General features: G+C 69.5%; 13 protein-coding genes, 1 rRNA gene and 1 pseudogene. 9 read left to right on the top strand and 6 right to left on the bottom strand.

All coding sequences use genetic code 11. The annotated features are described in order from the left end of the window. Positions 1 to 876 (bottom strand): 16S ribosomal RNA (locus ABCR94_RS19515); the annotation flags it as partial. 694 nt (positions 877 to 1570) lie between these two features. Between ABCR94_RS19515 and ABCR94_RS19520 the strand changes: the two genes are divergently transcribed. Together ABCR94_RS19520 and ptsP are read left to right on the top strand one after the other, a co-directional pair. Beyond that, positions 1571 to 2020, top strand: coding sequence for a PTS sugar transporter subunit IIA (locus ABCR94_RS19520; protein ID WP_347120764.1), 450 nt, complete (start codon positions 1571 to 1573; stop codon positions 2018 to 2020). Between the two features lie 80 nt (positions 2021 to 2100). Beyond that, complete coding sequence (gene ptsP, locus ABCR94_RS19525; RefSeq protein ID WP_347120766.1) at positions 2101 to 3771, top strand: phosphoenolpyruvate--protein phosphotransferase; 1671 nt, start codon at positions 2101 to 2103, stop codon at positions 3769 to 3771. A gap of 71 nt (positions 3772 to 3842) precedes the next feature. Here ptsP and ABCR94_RS19530 read toward each other — a convergent pair whose 3' ends face one another. Then, entirely contained in the window at positions 3843 to 4760 is a 918-nt protein-coding gene (locus tag ABCR94_RS19530) for a DUF8829 domain-containing protein (RefSeq protein ID WP_347120767.1), read from the bottom strand. A 71-nt stretch (positions 4761 to 4831) separates the two neighbouring features. Further along, the gene (locus ABCR94_RS19535; protein WP_347120768.1) at positions 4832 to 6808 is read right to left on the bottom strand and encodes an acetoacetate--CoA ligase; all 1977 of its coding nucleotides are present in this window, start codon (positions 6806 to 6808) and stop codon (positions 4832 to 4834) included. A 215-nt stretch (positions 6809 to 7023) separates the two neighbouring features. Here ABCR94_RS19535 and ABCR94_RS19540 point away from each other — a divergent pair, with 215 nt between their 5' ends. Then, complete coding sequence (locus tag ABCR94_RS19540; protein ID WP_347120770.1) at positions 7024 to 9363, top strand: glycoside hydrolase family 31 protein; 2340 nt, start codon at positions 7024 to 7026, stop codon at positions 9361 to 9363. Between the two features lie 167 nt (positions 9364 to 9530). Here ABCR94_RS19540 and ABCR94_RS19545 read toward each other — a convergent pair whose 3' ends face one another. Continuing rightward, on the bottom strand, positions 9531 to 10058 hold the full coding sequence (locus ABCR94_RS19545; RefSeq protein ID WP_347120772.1) for an NUDIX domain-containing protein: 528 nt from the start codon (positions 10056 to 10058) through the stop codon (positions 9531 to 9533). A 213-nt stretch (positions 10059 to 10271) separates the two neighbouring features. On the opposite strand from ABCR94_RS19545, the gene ABCR94_RS19550 reads away from it, so the two are divergent. From ABCR94_RS19550 to glpK, 6 genes and pseudogenes are all read left to right on the top strand, one after another. Beyond that, positions 10272 to 11078: a M15 family metallopeptidase gene (locus ABCR94_RS19550; protein WP_347120774.1), complete on the top strand. Its 807-nt coding sequence runs from the start codon at positions 10272 to 10274 to the stop codon at positions 11076 to 11078. Between the two features lie 113 nt (positions 11079 to 11191). Beyond that, positions 11192 to 11539, top strand: a complete 348-nt coding sequence (locus ABCR94_RS19555) for an Mpo1-like protein (protein WP_347120775.1) — start codon at positions 11192 to 11194, stop codon at positions 11537 to 11539. Positions 11540 to 11610: 71 nt separating this feature from the next. Then, positions 11611 to 12063: a Zn-ribbon domain-containing OB-fold protein gene (locus ABCR94_RS19560; RefSeq protein ID WP_521977486.1), complete on the top strand. Its 453-nt coding sequence runs from the start codon at positions 11611 to 11613 to the stop codon at positions 12061 to 12063. After that, positions 12060 to 13250: a lipid-transfer protein gene (locus tag ABCR94_RS19565; RefSeq protein ID WP_347120778.1), complete on the top strand. Its 1191-nt coding sequence runs from the start codon at positions 12060 to 12062 to the stop codon at positions 13248 to 13250. Before ABCR94_RS19560 ends, ABCR94_RS19565 begins: the two co-directional genes overlap by 4 nt. Before the next feature lie 470 nt (positions 13251 to 13720). Next, positions 13721 to 13870, top strand: a pseudogene (locus ABCR94_RS19570) (aquaporin); the annotation flags it as partial. An 86-nt stretch (positions 13871 to 13956) separates the two neighbouring features. Then, positions 13957 to 15492 (top strand): glycerol kinase GlpK, encoded by a 1536-nt coding sequence (gene glpK, locus ABCR94_RS19575; RefSeq protein ID WP_347120779.1) that lies wholly within the window; start codon positions 13957 to 13959, stop codon positions 15490 to 15492. Between the two features lie 105 nt (positions 15493 to 15597). On the opposite strand, the gene ABCR94_RS19580 is transcribed toward glpK, so the two are convergent. Then, positions 15598 to 16203, bottom strand: a complete 606-nt coding sequence (locus ABCR94_RS19580) for a GTP-binding protein (RefSeq protein ID WP_347120781.1) — start codon at positions 16201 to 16203, stop codon at positions 15598 to 15600. Then, positions 16184 to 16582, bottom strand: coding sequence for a DUF742 domain-containing protein (locus ABCR94_RS19585; protein ID WP_283521652.1), 399 nt, complete (start codon positions 16580 to 16582; stop codon positions 16184 to 16186). Before ABCR94_RS19585 ends, ABCR94_RS19580 begins: the two co-directional genes overlap by 20 nt. Between the last annotated feature and the right edge of the window lie 8 nt (positions 16583 to 16590).

The raw sequence follows: 16590 nt of genomic DNA on the forward strand, positions 1-16590 counted from the left end.
CCTTGCGCCGTACTCCCCAGGCGGGGAACTTAATGCGTTAGCTGCGGCACCGACGACGTGGAATGTCGCCAACACCTAGTTCCCAACGTTTACGGCGTGGACTACCAGGGTATCTAATCCTGTTCGCTCCCCACGCTTTCGCTCCTCAGCGTCAGTAATGGCCCAGAGATCCGCCTTCGCCACCGGTGTTCCTCCTGATATCTGCGCATTTCACCGCTACACCAGGAATTCCGATCTCCCCTACCACACTCTAGCCTGCCCGTATCGACTGCAGACCCGGGGTTAAGCCCCGGGCTTTCACAACCGACGTGACAAGCCGCCTACGAGCTCTTTACGCCCAATAATTCCGGACAACGCTCGCACCCTACGTATTACCGCGGCTGCTGGCACGTAGTTAGCCGGTGCTTCTTCTGCAGGTACCGTCACTTGCGCTTCTTCCCTGCTGAAAGAGGTTTACAACCCGAAGGCCGTCATCCCTCACGCGGCGTCGCTGCATCAGGCTTTCGCCCATTGTGCAATATTCCCCACTGCTGCCTCCCGTAGGAGTCTGGGCCGTGTCTCAGTCCCAGTGTGGCCGGTCGCCCTCTCAGGCCGGCTACCCGTCGTCGCCTTGGTAGGCCATTACCCCACCAACTAGCTGATAGGCCGCGGGCTCATCCTTCACCGCCGGAGCTTTCAACTTCCCCCCATGAGGCAGGAAGTATTATCCGGTATTAGACCCCGTTTCCAGGGCTTGTCCCGAAGTGAAGGGCAGATTGCCCACGTGTTACTCACCCGTTCGCCACTAATCCACCCCGAAAGGCTTCATCGTTCGACTTGCATGTGTTAAGCACGCCGCCAGCGTTCGTCCTGAGCCAGGATCAAACTCTCCGTGAATGTTTTCCCGTAATCGGGAGACACACACGACGAGCGGGACACCACAGCCGGAATAAGGCGTGATGTCCACAGCGTCCTCGCTAGTGTTGCCCGGCCGCACCCCCCGCCGAAGCAAAAGGGCCGTCCGGGTCTTTTCAAAGGAACCACCAACCCACCCGCAAAGGATGGGCCGGGGTATCAACATTTGGCGTTGACTTTTGGCACGCTGTTGAGTTCTCAAGGAACGGACGCTTCCTTTGGTCCCTTTTCACGGGGCCCTCCGGGCGCTTCCCTTCGGTATTTCGTGTTTCCGACTCTACCAGACGCTTTCGCGTCCGATTCCCCGTCGGCGGGGCGCTTTCCAGGTTCCCGCTTTCGCGTTTCCCTTTCCGGCGATTCCGACTCTATCAGGCCTTTTCCGCGACCTTGACCATCGTTCTGCGAGCACGCAGAAGTCAGAATTCAGGATAGGATCAGGGCTTGATAGACGCTGCCGACCCACGACTCACGATGGAGTGCGTGTTGGTGTCAGGCAGAGGTACGACAGTACATGGCACCAGCAGACGAGGCAAATCGTTTGTGGTGCGTCCCTAGGTCCGCCAAGTAGTACGTCTCGTGCGGAACCGGGACTTCTCATGACCTACGCTTCTGAACAGTACGCCGTCCAGGACAGGTAGTGACGGCGGCACGAATCTCCGCCCCTGGGAGGCTCCCCATGACCAGCGTTACATCCCCTCTTGCTGGACGCGCCATCGGACTCGCCGCAGTCCCCGACCCTGTGTTCTCCGGAGCGATGGTCGGTCCCGGTACCGCCATCGACCCCGTGCGTGAGCCGTCGTCGGCCGTGGCCCCTATTGACGGAGTCATTGTCTCCCTGCACCCGCACGCCTTCGTCGTGGTCGACGACGAGGGCCACGGCGTGCTGACGCACCTCGGCATCGACACGGTGCAGCTCAACGGCGAGGGCTTCGAGCTGCTCGTCAATAAGGGGGACACCGTGACGCGCGGCCAGGAGGTCGTACGTTGGAACCCTGCGGCCGTGGAAGCGGCCGGCAAGTCGCCGGTATGTCCGATCGTGGCACTGGAGGCTACGGCCGACTCCCTCTCCGGCTTGGTCGAGGACGGCGAAGTGAAGTCCGGCGACGCTCTGTTCAGCTGGAAGTGACGCTCGCGCCGTAGTGACGGCCGCGGGTACGACATTCATCGTGGCGGCTGGGTCCGCCGCAATAACCGGAGACGGGTGAAATGGAGACAACGCTGCGAGGCGTCGGCGTGAGCCACGGTGTGGCGATCGGCGAGGTTCGGCACATGGGCACGGCAGTTCTCGAACCGCCTGCCAAGCAGATTCCCGCCGAGGAGGCAGGGCGCGAACAGGGGCGTGCCCGCCAGGCGGTTGAGGCTGTGGCGGCCGATCTGATTGCACGCGGCAATCTGGCCGGCGGCGAGGCACTGCATGTGCTTGAGGCACAGGCCATGATGGCCCAGGATCCCGAGCTGATGGCTGATGTGGACCGGCGGATCGCCGTCGGCAGCAGTGCCGAGCGTGGTGTGTACGACGCGTTCGCCACCTACCGGGAACTCCTAGCCGGCGCCGGCGAGTACATGGCCGGCCGGGTGGCCGACCTCGACGACGTGCGGAATCGTATCGTCGCGCGCCTCCTCGGCGTGCCGATGCCCGGTGTGCCGGACAGCGACGAGCCGTACGTACTGATCGCCCGGGACCTCGCTCCCGCCGACACCGCGCTGCTCGATCCCACTCTGGTTCTGGGCTTTGTGACCGAAGAAGGCGGGCCGACCAGCCACAGCGCGATTCTCGCGCGTGCGCTGGGTGTACCTGCCGTGGTGGCCCTGCCGGGCGCCGGTGAGCTGGCCGAGGGAACGGTCGTCGCGGTGGACGGCAGCACGGGTGAGATCTTCGTCGAGCCGAGCGCCGAAAAGCGTGCGGAACTCGAAGCCGCTGCCGCCGAACGCCGGGCGGCGCTTTCCGCCTCGACCGGCCCCGGTGCCACGTCCGACGGACACAAGGTTCCGCTGCTCGCCAACATCGGTGGTCCCGCCGATGTGCCGGCCGCGGTCGAGGCCGGCGCCGAGGGCATCGGCCTGTTCCGTACGGAGTTCCTCTTCCTCGACAACAGCGCGCAGGCGCCGAGCGAGGAGAAGCAGGTCGAGTCCTACCGCAAGGTGCTTGAGGCCTTCCCCGAGGGCCGTGTCGTGGTGCGGGTGCTGGACGCAGGTGCTGACAAGCCGCTCGACTTCCTGACGCCCGCCGAGGAGCCGAACCCGGCGCTGGGTGTGCGTGGGCTGCGTTCCCTGCTGGAGCACCCCGATGTGCTGCGCACCCAGCTGACCGCGCTGGCCAAGGCCGTCGAGGGTCTGCCGGTCTACCTCGACGTCATGGCGCCGATGGTCGCGGACCGTACGGACGCCAAAGCATTCGCGGACGCGTGCCGGGAGGCCGGGCTGCAGGCGAAGTTCGGCGCGATGGTGGAGATTCCGTCCGCCGCGCTCAGGGCTCGGTCGATCCTGCAGGAAGTGGAGTTCCTTTCGCTGGGAACCAACGACCTGGCGCAGTACACCTTCGCCGCCGACCGCCAGGTCGGTGCGGTGTCGCGGCTCCAGGACCCGTGGCAGCCCGCGCTGCTCGACCTGGTCGCGATGTCCGCCGACGCCGCCAGGGCCGAGGGCAAGAGCTGTGGTGTGTGTGGTGAGGCCGCGGCCGATCCGCTGCTCGCCTGTGTGCTGACGGGGCTGGGTGTGACCTCCCTTTCGATGGGGGCGAAGGCCATTCCTTATGTCCGTGCTTCGCTGGCGAAGTACACCCTCGCCCAGTGTGAGCGCGCAGCCGCGGCGGCGCGTGCCACGGACACCGCCGACGAGGCCCGTGCGGCCGCGCAGGCGGTGCTTTCCGGGGAGTGATTTCCGGGGAGTGACCGGACGTGATCCGGGTCGCGGGGCTGTCCGCCGGGTGCGGTCAGCCCCGCGGTCGTTCAGTGGCGGGGCTCCGGATCTTCGACGTCGAAACCGGGGCAGTATTCGACGCCCGGCTCCGGTGAGACCGGGTCGCCGGTGTCCGCGTCCGTGCAGTAGGCGCTGAACACCTCACCGGCGCTGAGCGCGACGAGGCTGCCGCGGTTCAGTCTCCAGCCGCGGAGCCTGGCCGGCTCGCCGGGCTCGGTGGTCCTGAGCACCACTCCCCCGGGGCTTTCCATGGCGATGCCGGCCGCAAGGACCGTCATGAATTCCGCGCTTTCGGATTCGGGCAGGTGGACCGGCTCGTCGCCTGTGCGCTCCGCGTGCAGGACGGCCAGCAGCTGTGCCTGCTCGGCCGGGACACTGCAGACCAGATGGTGGGTACCTGGGCCGGCCGCTTCGAGCAGGCGCAGCACAAGGCGCGAGGCGCGGTCGAAGGATTCTCGGCCGATGTCCTTGCCGCACTCGGCGCAGTTGCCCAGATCGGCCAGCAGGAGCGTCGCGTAGTCCCAAGTGGCTTGGCGGACCGCTTCGTTGATCAGCAGGGGCACTAGCCGGTCGATGGGCTGGCCGCTGTACGGAACGGACGCCCCGCAGATCGCGAGCTCTGCGGTGAAACGGGTCCGGCTCACTGGTGTGTCCGGGTCGAGGCCGGTGGCCTCGCAGAACTCCAGGAACTCCTCCGGGTCGAAGAGGGCGACGGTGGTGTGCACGCCCTGGGCCGCGAGGGACCGCAGCAGGTCGTCGATCTGATGGAGGTACGCCGCGTGGTCGTCGAAGACGAAGCTGCCGTACCTCTTCATCGCCGCGAAGTCCTGCTCGTCGGCCAACAGGCCTACCGTGCTGGGCACTTCGCGGCGGAGCACCCGTCGCATGCTCTTGCTCATGGTGTGCTTGGTGTGCTTGGTGTGCTTGGTGTGCTTGGTGTGCGCCATGACTCCCCCTGCGCGCAGTCGATGATTGCTCACTCACCGTAACCGCAGGCACTGACAATCATGGCCGGGAGTCAGCGGCGGGTGCGGGCAAGGTCCTCGTAGAAGCGCAGGAGGCCGATGTTGTCCACCGAACCCGGGTTGACGGCCTTGTCCAGGGCCGCGCCCTGGAGGAGACGCTTGACGGGGACCTCGATGCGCTTGCCGGTGAGGGTGTGGGGCACGCCGGGGACCTCGATCACCTCGTCGGGAACATGGCGCGGGGAGAGCTGGGTGCGAATGGCCTGCTTGATACGGGCGCGCAGGTCGTCGTCGAGCGTCGCTCCGTCGGCGAGGTGGACGAACAGGGGCATCCAGTAGCCGCCGTCGGGCTCTTCGAGGCCGATAACCAGGGATTCGCGGATCTCGGGGAGGCGCTCGACCACCTCGTAGATGTCGGCGGAGCCCATGCGCACGCCCTGGCGGTTGAGCGTCGAGTCGGAGCGGCCGTGGATGATCACCGAGCCGTGGTCGGTGAGGGTGATCCAGTCGCCGTGGCGCCAGACGCCGGGATAGGTGTCGAAGTAGCTGTCGTGGTAGCGGGTGCCGTCGGGATCGTTCCAGAAGCGGATCGGCATGGACGGCATGGGGTTGGTGACCACCAGTTCGCCCACTTCGCCCGTGAGCGGCTTGCCCTGGGCGTCCCAGGCCTGGAGGTCGGTGCCGAGGCAGGGTGCCTGAAGCTCTCCGATGTGGACCGGGAGCGTGGGGACAGCGCCGGCGAAGCAGCTGCAGACGTCCGTGCCGCCGCTGACGGAGGCGATCCACAGGTCGGACGCGACCTCGTCGTGGAGCCAGCGGAAGCCGTCAGGCGGGAGCGGGGAGCCTGTGGTGGCGACGCATTTGATGTGGGAGAGGTCGAAGTCACGGGCGGGGTGGACGTCCGCCTTGGCGCAGGCCATGACGTAGGCGGCGGAGGTGCCGAAGAGCGTGGCCCCGGTGCGTTCGGCGATGCGCCACTGGGCGCCGGTGTCCGGGTACCCGGGGCTGCCGTCGTACAGGACGACCGTGGTGCCTGTGAGCAGGCCGGAGATGAGGAAGTTCCACATCATCCAGCCGGTGGAGGTGTACCAGAAGAAGCGGTCCTGGGGGCCCAGGTCACAGTGCAGGCCGATCTGCTTGAAGTGCTCCAGGAGGATGCCGCCCTGGGACTGGACGATGGCCTTGGGCAGGCCGGTGGTGCCGGAGGAGTACAGGACCCACAGGGGGTGCTCGAAGGGGACCTGTTCGAAGACCGGCTCGGTGTCGGCGGCGGTGAGCGCGGACCATTCGACGGCGCCTTCGGGGGCCGGGGTGCCGAGGAGCGGGATGTGGACCACCGCGCGCAGGGTGGGTAGTTCGCGGCGCAGCTCGGCGACGGCCTCGGTGCGGTTGTGCTCCTTGCCGCCGTAGCGGTAGCCGTCGACGGTGAACAGGACGACCGGCTCGACCTGCTGGAAGCGGTCGAGGACGCTGCGCGCTCCGAAGTCCGGGGCGCAGGAGGTCCAGACGCCGCCGACGGCGGCGGTGGCGAGCAGGGCGACGGTCGCCTGGGGGATGTTGGGCAGGTAGCCGCTGACCCGGTCTCCAGGGCGTACGCCGAGGGCGCGCAGTTCGGCGGCGAGCGACCCCACTTGGCGGCGCAGTTCGGCCCAGCTCACCGGGATGGGCTCGTGGGTCTCGTCGACACACAGAAGGGCCGGGTCGTCCGCGCGGGCCGGGTCCTCGGCGGTGCGCAGCGCGTGCTCCGCGTAGTTGAGGGTGGCGCCGGGGAACCACCGTGCGCCGGGCATGGAGCGGTCGGCGATGACCGTCTCGTACGGGGTCGAGAACCGGACGTCGAACCAGTCGGCCACGGCCTTCCAGAACGTGTCGAGCTCGTCGACCGACCAGCGGTGCAGCGCCGAGTAGCCGCCCTCCGCCGGCGCGCCGTACCGCTCGGCCGCCCAGGCCTGGAAACGGGTGATCGTGGCGGCGGCGATGCGGTCTGCGTCCGGCTGCCAGAGGGGCGCGGCGTTGGGTGCTGAGGTCATGGGGCGGCTCCCGGGCTGTACGCGTGGTGTGCGTTGTGGCGCGCGCGTGCGGAGGGTGTGCGCACGCGGCGGCTGACACGGACGATGCCATGTGATCGTCTTCGGCACCAGGGCGGGCCGCACACAGTCGGACATCCCGTCGTGTGGGCATACCACGGGTGAACGGCTGTTGAACGCCTCCCGCGTACGGTCCGCCGGGTGGCAGGGTGAGCCGTATGGACGGTCGTGACCTGGTGCGCTCGGTGAAAATGGTCGGCACGGTGCAGGGGCTGCGCGCGGCGCGCTCGGCCTGGCGGCGGCATCGCACGGATGCCTGGGGGCTGCCCCCCAGGGTCCCTGAGCGTGCCCGGGTGCCGGGTCCGGTGACCGGGGCGGAGCCCCAGCCGGGCGGCGGGGTCGTGCGGTTCGCCCGTTCGGAGCTGCGCGTGATGGTGGCGGTGGGCGGGGCGGTCTTCTGGGGCTGGGACGGTGCGGAGCCCGAGCCCTCGTACGCGCTCGCGGGCGCCTGCCCCGAGCCCGACCCGAGGGCCGGTCTTGAGCCCGACAAGGACGGCGGCTGGCGGGTGGTGTCGGAGCGGCTCACGGTCGCCGTGTCACGGCACGGCGCCGTCGAGATCCGTACGCCCGGCGGGGTGGTGCTCCGCCGGGAGCTGCCGCCGCGCTGGTGGGAGCCCGTTGCCGGGGGGCCCGCGCGCTGGGTGCAGCGCAGCGAGGTGCCGGCCGACGCGCGCTTCTTCGGCCTCGGCGGCCGGGCTTCCGGGCCCCGGCTGCGTGACGGCACGTATCGGCTGTGGAACACCGACCCCGGGGGGAGCTTCGCGCCGGGTGACGATCCGCTCTACATCACGATGCCGGTGCAGCTGATCGTTTCCGACGCGGGCACGCATCTGGCATTCCACGACAACACGTGGGACGGCCGGGTGACGCTGCGCGAGGGCGAGGAGGGGGCGGGCTCGGGGCACGACCGGCCGGGCACCAGTGAAATACGCATGGAGGGCGGGCCGTTGCGCTGCTGGGTCGTGGCCGGCGCGCCCGCGCGTGTGCTGCATGGCTGGGCGGCGCTCACGGGCTCGCCCGCGCTCCCCCCGTCGTGGGCGCTCGGTCCCCAGCATGCGCGGTGGGGTTTCGGCAGCGAGCGGGAGGTGCGGCGGATCGTCGCGGGCTATCAGGAGCGGGGGCTGCCGCTGTCCGTGCTGCATCTCGACATCGACCACTACGACCGGCACCGGGTCTTCACCGTCGACCACGAGCGGTTCCCCGATCTTCCTCGGCTCGCCGCCGACCTCCGGGAGGCGGGGGTGCGGCTCGTGTCGATCGTCGATCCCGCCGTCAGGGCGGAGCGTGGCAGCGCGTTGTACGACAGTGGGTCGGCCGCCGGGCTTTTCGTGCGGGACGCGCGGGGCAATGAGGTGCGCGGGGAGGTCTGGCCCGGCGAGTGCGTCTATCCCGATTTCACCGCTCCACGCGCGCGTGACTGGTGGGGATCACTGTACGAGGAGCGTCTCGCGCAGGGGTTCTCCGGGGTGTGGCACGACATGAACGAGCCGGTTTCCTTCTCCGCCTTCGGTGACCCGACGCTGCCGCGTTCCGCGCGGCACGATCTGGAGGGGCGGGGCGGTGATCACCGGGAGGCCCACAATGTCTACGGTCTGGCGATGGCGCGCGCCGGTTACGAGGGCTTGCGCCGATTGCGTCCCGACGAGCGGCCTTTTCTCTTCTCGCGTTCCGGGTGGGCCGGGATGCAGAGGTACGGCGGCACCTGGTCGGGTGATGTGTCGACCGGCTGGCCGGGGCTGCGCGCCTCGCTGTCCCTGGTGCTCGGCATGGGGCTGTGCGGAGTGCCGTACTCCGGGCCCGATGTGGGTGGCTTCAATGGCAGTCCTTCACCCGAGCTGTATCTGCGCTGGTTCCAGCTGGGCGCGTACCTGCCGCTCTTCCGTACGCACGCGGCGCTCACCGCGGGCCGTCGGGAGCCCTGGGAGTTCGGTCCGCAGGTGCTTGAGCACGCGAGGGCCGCGCTGGTGGAACGGGAGCGGCTGCGGCCCTATCTCATGACGCTGTCCCAGCTGGCCCGTCTCACCGGGGCGCCCTATGTGCGGCCCGTTTGGTGGGGTGCCCCGGAGGATCGGGCGCTGCGGGACTGCGAGGACGCCTTCCTGCTCGGGGACTGCCTGCTGGTGGCGCCCGTACTGGAGCGTGGGACCGACCGGAGGGCGGTGCGGCTGCCGCGCGGGCGGTGGTACGACACGGCGACCGGTGAGGCGTACGAAGGCCCGGGGCAGGTGCTGATCGACGCGCCGCTCTCCCGTATCCCGGTACTGGCACGGGCCGGTGCGGTGATTCCTGTGCGGGGTGAGGACGGTGGGCTCGCGCTCGACGTGTGGGCGCCCGCGGCGGGACGTACGGGCGGTGGGCTGGTCGTCAGGGACGCGGGGGACGGTTGGGAGCCGGCCGAGGTGGAGCGGTTCACGACTCGGGTGCACGAGGGGCGGGTCGTGGTGGAGCGGGAGGGGGGCGGGGAGGTGGGGCTGCCGGTTCGGGTGCGGGGGGTGTGAGGCGGGGGCCCGGGGGACTTCCCCTACCCGCCCCTTCCCGAAACCGGGGGCGGGGCCCCGGGCCCCCTTTGTCCTCAAATTGTCCTCAAACGCCGGACGGGCCGGATTTGCCGGGCGGAGAGATTTGCTGGGCGGGGTGGGGGTGCTGGCGGTGCTAGGTGTGTCGGTCAGGCTGTAGGGGCGTGCGTGTAGTTGCCTGCGAACCAGGCCTCTACTGCTTCCGTGTGGAGCGGGAAGGCGAGTTCGGCCGGTTCGCGCAGGATGTGCCAGCCGGTCGTCTCGTCCGTGGGGACGGACAGCGGCAGCTCCGCGAGCGCGCGTTCGGGGAGCAGGCCGAAGAGCAGCAGGTGGCCCGCCGGGGAGCTCCGTGCGTCGGCCAGGCGTACCTGTTCCTCGTCGGCGCGGACGCCCGTCTCCTCCCGCAGTTCGCGTACGACCGCGTGCCTCCAGTCCTCGCCGTGGTCGATGAAACCGCCGGGCAGCGCGGTCCCGCCGAGCTGCGGTTCGATGGTGCGGGTGATCACGACGAGTCCCGTGCCCCGCACGTCACGCACGGGCAGCAGGGCGACGGCGACCGGCAGCGGATTGCGGTACGCCGTGGTGCCGCAGGCGGGGCAGGTGCGGGGCCAGCCGACGCCCGGCGGGTAGGGCGCCCCGCAGCTGGAGCAGTGGGAGTCCCGAACGGGGACGGCCACGGCCGGAGGCTGGGGCTGGGGCTGGGGCTGGGCCGGAGGCCCGGCACAGGCTTGGGTAGAGGCACCCGTGTGGGTCTGGGCAGACGTCGCCGCGGGGGGCTCGGCAGGGGCCCCCGCGAAGACCTGGGCGGGCTTGTTCGTGGGTCCGGGCACGCGCGGACTGTATCCGATCGCCCTTCCCCCGCGGGCCGTTGATCTGATAGACGAAGGTCCATGACAGGACTTGCCTCCGCACTCCGCGCCCTGGCCACCGCGGCCGTCGCCCTGCTCACCGTCGCCGCCGTCCCGCCCACGGCGCAGGCAAACCCCGAGCCGAAGGCCCCCCGGGAGTTCGTGGCCCTGCGGTCCGTGGCGCCGACCATCATCCAGGAGATGCGCTACACCACCGGGCACAACTTCATGGGTGAGCCGGTCGACGGATACCGGCAGCCGGTGTGCATCCTCACCAGGCCCGCGGCGAAGGCCCTGCAGCTGACCCAGCTGAAGCTGCTGCGTCGCGGCTACTCGCTGAAGGTCTACGATTGTTATCGCCCGCAGCGGGCCGTCGACCACTTCGTACGGTGGGCGAAGGACCTCGACGACGAGGTGATGAAGAACGAGTTCTATCCCCGGGTCGACAAGTCGCGGCTGTTCGCGGACGGGTACATCGCTGAGAAGTCCGGGCACAGCCGGGGCAGTACGGTGGATCTGACGATCGTGAAGCTGCCGGCCAAGCCCACGCGACCGTACGTGCCGGGTGAGCCCCTCGCGTCCTGCTTCGCGCCGAAGGCCGAGCGTTTCCCGGACAACTCCGTGGACATGGGCACGGGCTACGACTGCTTCGACACCCTGTCGCACACCGACGATCCGCGGATCGGGGGCGAGCAGCGCGCCAACCGGCAGCTGCTCAAGGGCTCCCTGGCGGACGTGGGCTTCGTGAATCTGCCTGAGGAGTGGTGGCACTACACCTTCAAACCCGAGCTGTTCCCCGACACGTTCTTCGACTTCCCGGTGTCGCGCCGCTCGGTCGCCGGTCACTAGTGGTCGCGTTGGCGGAGGGCCGGGGCCACCCCCGTGGGCCCCGGCCCTCCGCTCTCCCTTTCGGACGCGCATCGGCCGTATCCGGTTCTCCGCCGGGCCATTACGGTGCCCGTATGGAGCAGCCGACTTTTGATTCGTACGAGGAATTCTGGCCCTACTACGTCGCGATGCATTCTAGGGCGGCGACCCGCTGGATCCATCTCACCGGCACGCTCACCGGGCTCGCCGTCAGCGCGTACGGTCTGGCGCGCGGCCGGAAGCGGTATGCCGCCGCGCTGCCGCTGATCGGATACGGCGCCGCGTGGCCCTCGCATTTCCTGATCGAGAAGAACAATCCCGCCACCTTCGGGCATCCCGCCTGGTCACTGCGCGGCGATGTGCAGATGATCCGCACGATGCTCGCGGGCCGCGACAGTGAGCTGGCGGAGACCGCCGCCAAGTGGCTCGCGGAGAACCGCTGACCCGTGGCACACTTCTGACGTACCGTCAGTTCCTGTGCTGGGGAGGGCTCTTGACGCACGTGCGTACACCCGTGGTGGCCGGCTGGTTCACCGTGGAAACGGACCGGGAGGACTTCCGGCTGCTGGGCACCCGCTGCTCGGCGTGCGCCTCGGTCTTCTTCCCCCGACAGGACGCCTTCTGCCGCAATCCGGCCTGCGCCGGCGGTGAGCTGGCCGAGGTGCCGCTGTCCAAGCGGGGCCGCGTCTGGTCGTACACCGACAGCCGCTACCGCCCGCCCGCGCCGTACGTCAGCGACCCGGCCGTGGACTGGACGCCGTACACGCTGGTCGCCGTCAAGCTCGCGGCCGAGGGCATGGTGGTGCTCGGGCAGGCCGCTCCGGGCCTGACGACCGCGGATCTGGCGGTGGGCATGGAGGTCGAAGTCGTCCCCGGAGTGCTCAACGAGGACGAGGCGGCGGGGACCACCTGGACGACCTGGCACTGGCGGCCCGTCGCGGCGGACGCGGCCGGGGTGCGGTCATGACCGGCGATGTGGCGGTGCTGGGCGCGGGCATGCACCCGTGGGGCAAGTGGGGGCGCAGTTTCATCGAGTACGGCACGCTGGCGGCGCGGGCCGCGCTCGCCGACGCCGGGGTCGGCTGGCAGGACGTGCAGTCGGTCGTCGGCGCGGAGACGGTGCGTGGTGGTTACCCCGGCTATGTGGCGGGCGCTACGTTCGCGCAGGCGCTCGGCTGGCAGGGGGCGCGCGTGACGAGTGTGTACGCCGCCTGCGCGTCCGGTGCACTGGCCGTCAACACCGCCCGTGCGCAGATCCTGTCCGGCATGGCCGATGTGGCGCTGGTGGTGGGCGCGGACGCGGCGCCCAAGGGATTCTTCGCCCCGGTGGGCGGCGAGCGGCCCGACGATCCCGACTGGTTGCGCTTCAGGGTCCTCGGGGCGACGAACCCCGCGTACTTCGGGCTGTACGCGCGCCGCCGCATGGCTCTGTACGGGGATACGCCGCAGGACTTCGCCCAGGTCAAGGTGAAGAACGCGGCGGCGGGCGCGCTCAACCCCAACGCCCGTTACCGCAAGGCCGTCACCGCCGAGGAGGTCGCGGCGTCCGCTGTGGTCGCCGATCCGCTGCGGCTGCTCGACATCTGTGCCACCTCCGACGGCGCCGCCGCGCTGGTCCTGTGCAGCATGGAGTTCGCGCGTCGCCGCGGGGTGGCCGACCCGGTTCGTATCCGCGCTGTCTCGACCATCACGCCCACCTATCCCAAGGCCGTGCTGGACCTTCCCGACATCGCCACCGACTCGTCCGTCGCGGTGGCCCCCTCCCCCGATTCCTTCCGGGCCTCGATCGCGCGGGCGGCGTACGAGGAGGCGGGCATCGGGCCCGAGGATCTCTCCCTCGCCGAGGTCTACGACCTTTCCACCGCTCTGGAGCTGGAGTGGTACGAGGACATCGGGCTGTGCGCGGCAGGGGAGGGCGCGAAGCTCCTGAGGGAAGGCGCGACGGCGCTCGGCGGACGGATCCCGGTCAATGCGAGCGGCGGTCTGGCGTCGTTCGGCGAGGCGGTGCCCGCCCAGGCCGTCGCGCAGGTCTGCGAGTTGACCTGGCAGCTGCGCGGTACGGCGGGCGAGCGGCAGGTGCCGGGGGCGCGGGTCGGACTCACCGCGAACCAGGGGCTGTTCGGGCACGGCTCCGCGGTGGTCGCCGTGCGTTGAGGGTCCGGAAACCCGTTGGGCGGGGCGGTGGCGCCCCGGCCAGCGGTTGCTGTCGGCGACCTTGACGGTCCATCACCGCCGGTGAACACTTCCCGTGTCAGTCGGCGTCGCCGTACGACGGCTCCCAGACACGCGGGGCACAGCCCTGCGTCCGGGGCACCTCCCGGGGGCCTCCCCCACGGGCGATCCCACCGGCTCGGCACGCACGTCACGGGGCCCGGCGAGGTATGGGACTGCCTCGCTTTCGGCTCCGCAGCCATGGAAAACGCACCCTGCACTTCAGGACCGGGGCTTCGACCCCGGGCGAGGGCCTAGGAGCCGCCATGAGCAACGGGGACGTCTTCGTCGGTGAGATCATCGGCACCGCCATATTGATCCTCTTCGGCGCCGGCGTGTGGGGCCAGGTCTGGGTGTACGTACTCGGGCAGATGGTCAGTGCGGTACTCGGGGCCGTACTCGCCTGGCTCGTCCCGGCCCGCGACCTGGGGCCGCGCATCGTCCACGCCGTGCTGCCCATCCCCAACAAGGGGACCTCCGACTGGGGTTACGCCTGGGTGCCGGTGGCGGGTCCGCTGATCGGCGGGGCCCTCGGGGGCGTCGTCTACAACCTGGCCTTCTGAACACCCTGAGCGCCCGAAAGGGCCCCGAATGCTCCGCAGGGCCGTTGGGTCCTCAAGCCTCCGACACTTCCGACCGAGGGGACGTCATGACGGAAAATACTGGGCAGACCGAGAAGTACGTCGCCGCCATCGACCAGGGCACCACATCGAGCCGCTGCATCATCTTCAACCACGCCGGTGCGATCGTCGCCGTCGACCAGCGCGAACACCGCCAGATCTTCCCCAAGCCGGGCTGGGTGGAGCACGACGCGACCGAGATCTGGTCCAAGGTGCAGGCCGTCGTCGCGGGCGCGATCGCCAAGGCGGGACTGCGCCCCGAGCAACTCAGTGCGCTGGGCATCACCAACCAGCGTGAGACGACGGTGCTGTGGGACCGGGCGACCGGCAAGCCCGTACACAACGCGATCGTCTGGCAGGACACCCGCACGTCCGCGCTCTGCAAGGAACTGGGCGGCACGGACGGCCAGGACCGCTTCAGGGAGACGACCGGCCTGCCGCTCGCCAGCTACTTCTCCGGCCCCAAGGTGACCTGGCTGCTGGACAACGTCCCCGGGCTGCGCGGTCGCGCCGAGCGGGGCGAGATCGCCTTCGGGACCATCGACTCCTGGCTGATCTGGAATCTCACCGGGGGTACGGACGGCGGCGTACACGTCACGGATGTGACCAACGCCGGCCGCACCATGCTGATGGACCTCGCGACGCTCCAGTGGGACACCTCGATCCTGTCCGCGATGAACGTGCCCCAGGCCGTACTGCCGGAGATCAAGTCGTCGTCCGAGGTGTACGGGACGGCCGTGGGGCAACTGGCGGGGGTGCCGGTGGCTTCGGCGCTCGGTGACCAGCAGGCCGCCGTGTTCGGACAGGCCTGTTATGACATCGGGACGGCCAAGAACACGTACGGGACAGGCAGCTTCCTGCTGCTCAACACCGGCCACCGGCCGGTTGCCTCGAAGAACGGGCTGCTCACCACCATGGGTTACAAGATCGGTGGCGAGGCGCCGGTCTACTGCCTGGAGGGGTCGATCGCGATCACCGGCGCCCTGGTCCAGTGGTTCAGGGACCAGTTGGGGATCATCCGTACGTCGGACGAGATCGAGACGCTCGCGGCGAGCGTCGACGACAATGGCGGGGCGTACATCGTGCCGGCGTTCTCCGGGCTCTACGCGCCGTACTGGCGCTCCGACGCCCGTGGGGTCATCACCGGGCTGACGGGGTACGTGACCAAGGCGCACCTGGCGCGGGCGGTCCTGGAGGCCACCAGTTGGCAGACGAAGGAGGTCGTCGACGCCATGTACCAGGACTCGGGCGTCGCCATCACCACGCTGAAGGTGGACGGCGGCATGACCGGCAACAACCTGCTGATGCAGCACCAGGCGGACGTTCTGGGTGTACCCGTCATCCGGCCGAAGATCTCCGAGACGACCTGCCTGGGCGCGGCGTACGCGGCGGGCCTCGCGACCGGGGTCTGGTCGGACCTGGACGAGCTGAAGGCGCACTGGCAGCGCGACGTCGAGTGGACGCCGCGGATGGAGGCGCAGGAGCGTGACCGCGAGCACCACAACTGGCGCAAGGCCGTTGAGCGGAGCTTCGGCTGGCAGGAGGACGGGCCGGGCACCTCCTGAGTACGACGGCTCGCGCGGTCGGCTTCGACGAGCCCTCAAGGACTGCGGCCCGTACCCCTGTCGGCGGGGGGGGTACGGGCCGCTGCGATGCTCAGGCTCCGGGAGTCAGGTGGACGCGGTCTGCCGCCGGTCGGCGGAGCGGGTCAGGGCGTGCTCGACGACGGCGATAAGCACGGTTTTGACCGTTTCGCGGTCCCGTGCATCGCACAGCAACAGGGGCACGTTCTCGTCAAGATCGAGCGCAGCGCGCACCGTCTCCGGCGGATAACGGTTGGCACCCTCGAAGCAGTTGACGGCGACGGCGAAGGGGATGCCGCGGCGCTCGAAGTAGTCGATGGCCGCGAAGCAGTCCTCCAGGCGCCGGGTGTCGGCGAGCACCACGGCGCCGAGCGCCCCTTGGGCCAGCTCGTCCCACAGGAACCAGAAGCGGTCCTGACCGGGGGTGCCGAAGAGGTAGAGCACCAGGTCCTCGCGGAGCGTGATGCGCCCGAAGTCCATGGCCACCGTGGTGGTGGTCTTGCCCTCGACCCCTACGACATCGTCGACGGGACGGCCCGCCTCGGTGAGCGTCTCCTCGGTGCGCAGCGGTCTGATCTCGCTGACCGCGCCCACCAAGGTGGTCTTGCCCACCCCGAATCCGCCTGCCACCAGGATCTTAAGCGTCACCGGGTCCACCGGTCGCTTCTTGCGGCTAGAGCGCCCGAAGACCATTGATTACCTCGCGAAGGATGCTCTCGTCCGGCAGCTCCGCCGGAGGTACGGGTCGGGTCACATGCACCAGTTCGTCCTCGACGAGGTCACCGACGAGCACCCGGACCACCCCGACAGGGAGGTCGAGGCCCGCGGCGAGCTCGGCGATGGACTGCGGTGTCTCACTGCACAGTTCGACGATCTCGACATGCTCGGGGGCGAGCGTCTGGTCGCGTCCGGGGTCGTCGGCAGCGGGCTCGGGAACGACCAGCGCGATCAGGTCGAGCCGGTGCCGGGTCGCACTGCTGGTCCGGCCGCGTGTCATCGCGTACGGGCGTACGACGGGACCCGCGTCGTCGTCGAACCAGTGCGGCGATCCCTGCTGGCCTGATTCGCTCATGCCATCCC

Origin of the sequence: Streptomyces changchenzhani (assembly GCF_039766235.1) — a bacterium.
Lineage (GTDB): Bacteria > Actinomycetota > Actinomycetes > Streptomycetales > Streptomycetaceae > Streptomyces.

What these genes read in the sequence shown, in the direction of transcription:
- glpK (WP_347120779.1), top strand. Translation starts at nt 13,957, where the DNA reads ATGACGGAAAATACTGGGCAGACCGAGAAGTACGTCGCCGCCATCGAC.
- ABCR94_RS19580 (WP_347120781.1), bottom strand. Translation starts at nt 16,203, where the DNA reads ATGGTCTTCGGGCGCTCTAGCCGCAAGAAGCGACCGGTGGACCCGGTG.
- ABCR94_RS19530 (WP_347120767.1), bottom strand. Translation starts at nt 4,760, where the DNA reads ATGGCGCACACCAAGCACACCAAGCACACCAAGCACACCAAGCACACC.
- ABCR94_RS19555 (WP_347120775.1), top strand. Translation starts at nt 11,192, where the DNA reads ATGGAGCAGCCGACTTTTGATTCGTACGAGGAATTCTGGCCCTACTAC.
- ABCR94_RS19565 (WP_347120778.1), top strand. Translation starts at nt 12,060, where the DNA reads ATGACCGGCGATGTGGCGGTGCTGGGCGCGGGCATGCACCCGTGGGGC.
- ABCR94_RS19520 (WP_347120764.1), top strand. Translation starts at nt 1,571, where the DNA reads ATGACCAGCGTTACATCCCCTCTTGCTGGACGCGCCATCGGACTCGCC.
- ABCR94_RS19535 (WP_347120768.1), bottom strand. Translation starts at nt 6,808, where the DNA reads ATGACCTCAGCACCCAACGCCGCGCCCCTCTGGCAGCCGGACGCAGAC.
- ABCR94_RS19585 (WP_283521652.1), bottom strand. Translation starts at nt 16,582, where the DNA reads ATGAGCGAATCAGGCCAGCAGGGATCGCCGCACTGGTTCGACGACGAC.
- ABCR94_RS19540 (WP_347120770.1), top strand. Translation starts at nt 7,024, where the DNA reads ATGGACGGTCGTGACCTGGTGCGCTCGGTGAAAATGGTCGGCACGGTG.
- ptsP (WP_347120766.1), top strand. Translation starts at nt 2,101, where the DNA reads ATGGAGACAACGCTGCGAGGCGTCGGCGTGAGCCACGGTGTGGCGATC.
- ABCR94_RS19550 (WP_347120774.1), top strand. Translation starts at nt 10,272, where the DNA reads ATGACAGGACTTGCCTCCGCACTCCGCGCCCTGGCCACCGCGGCCGTC.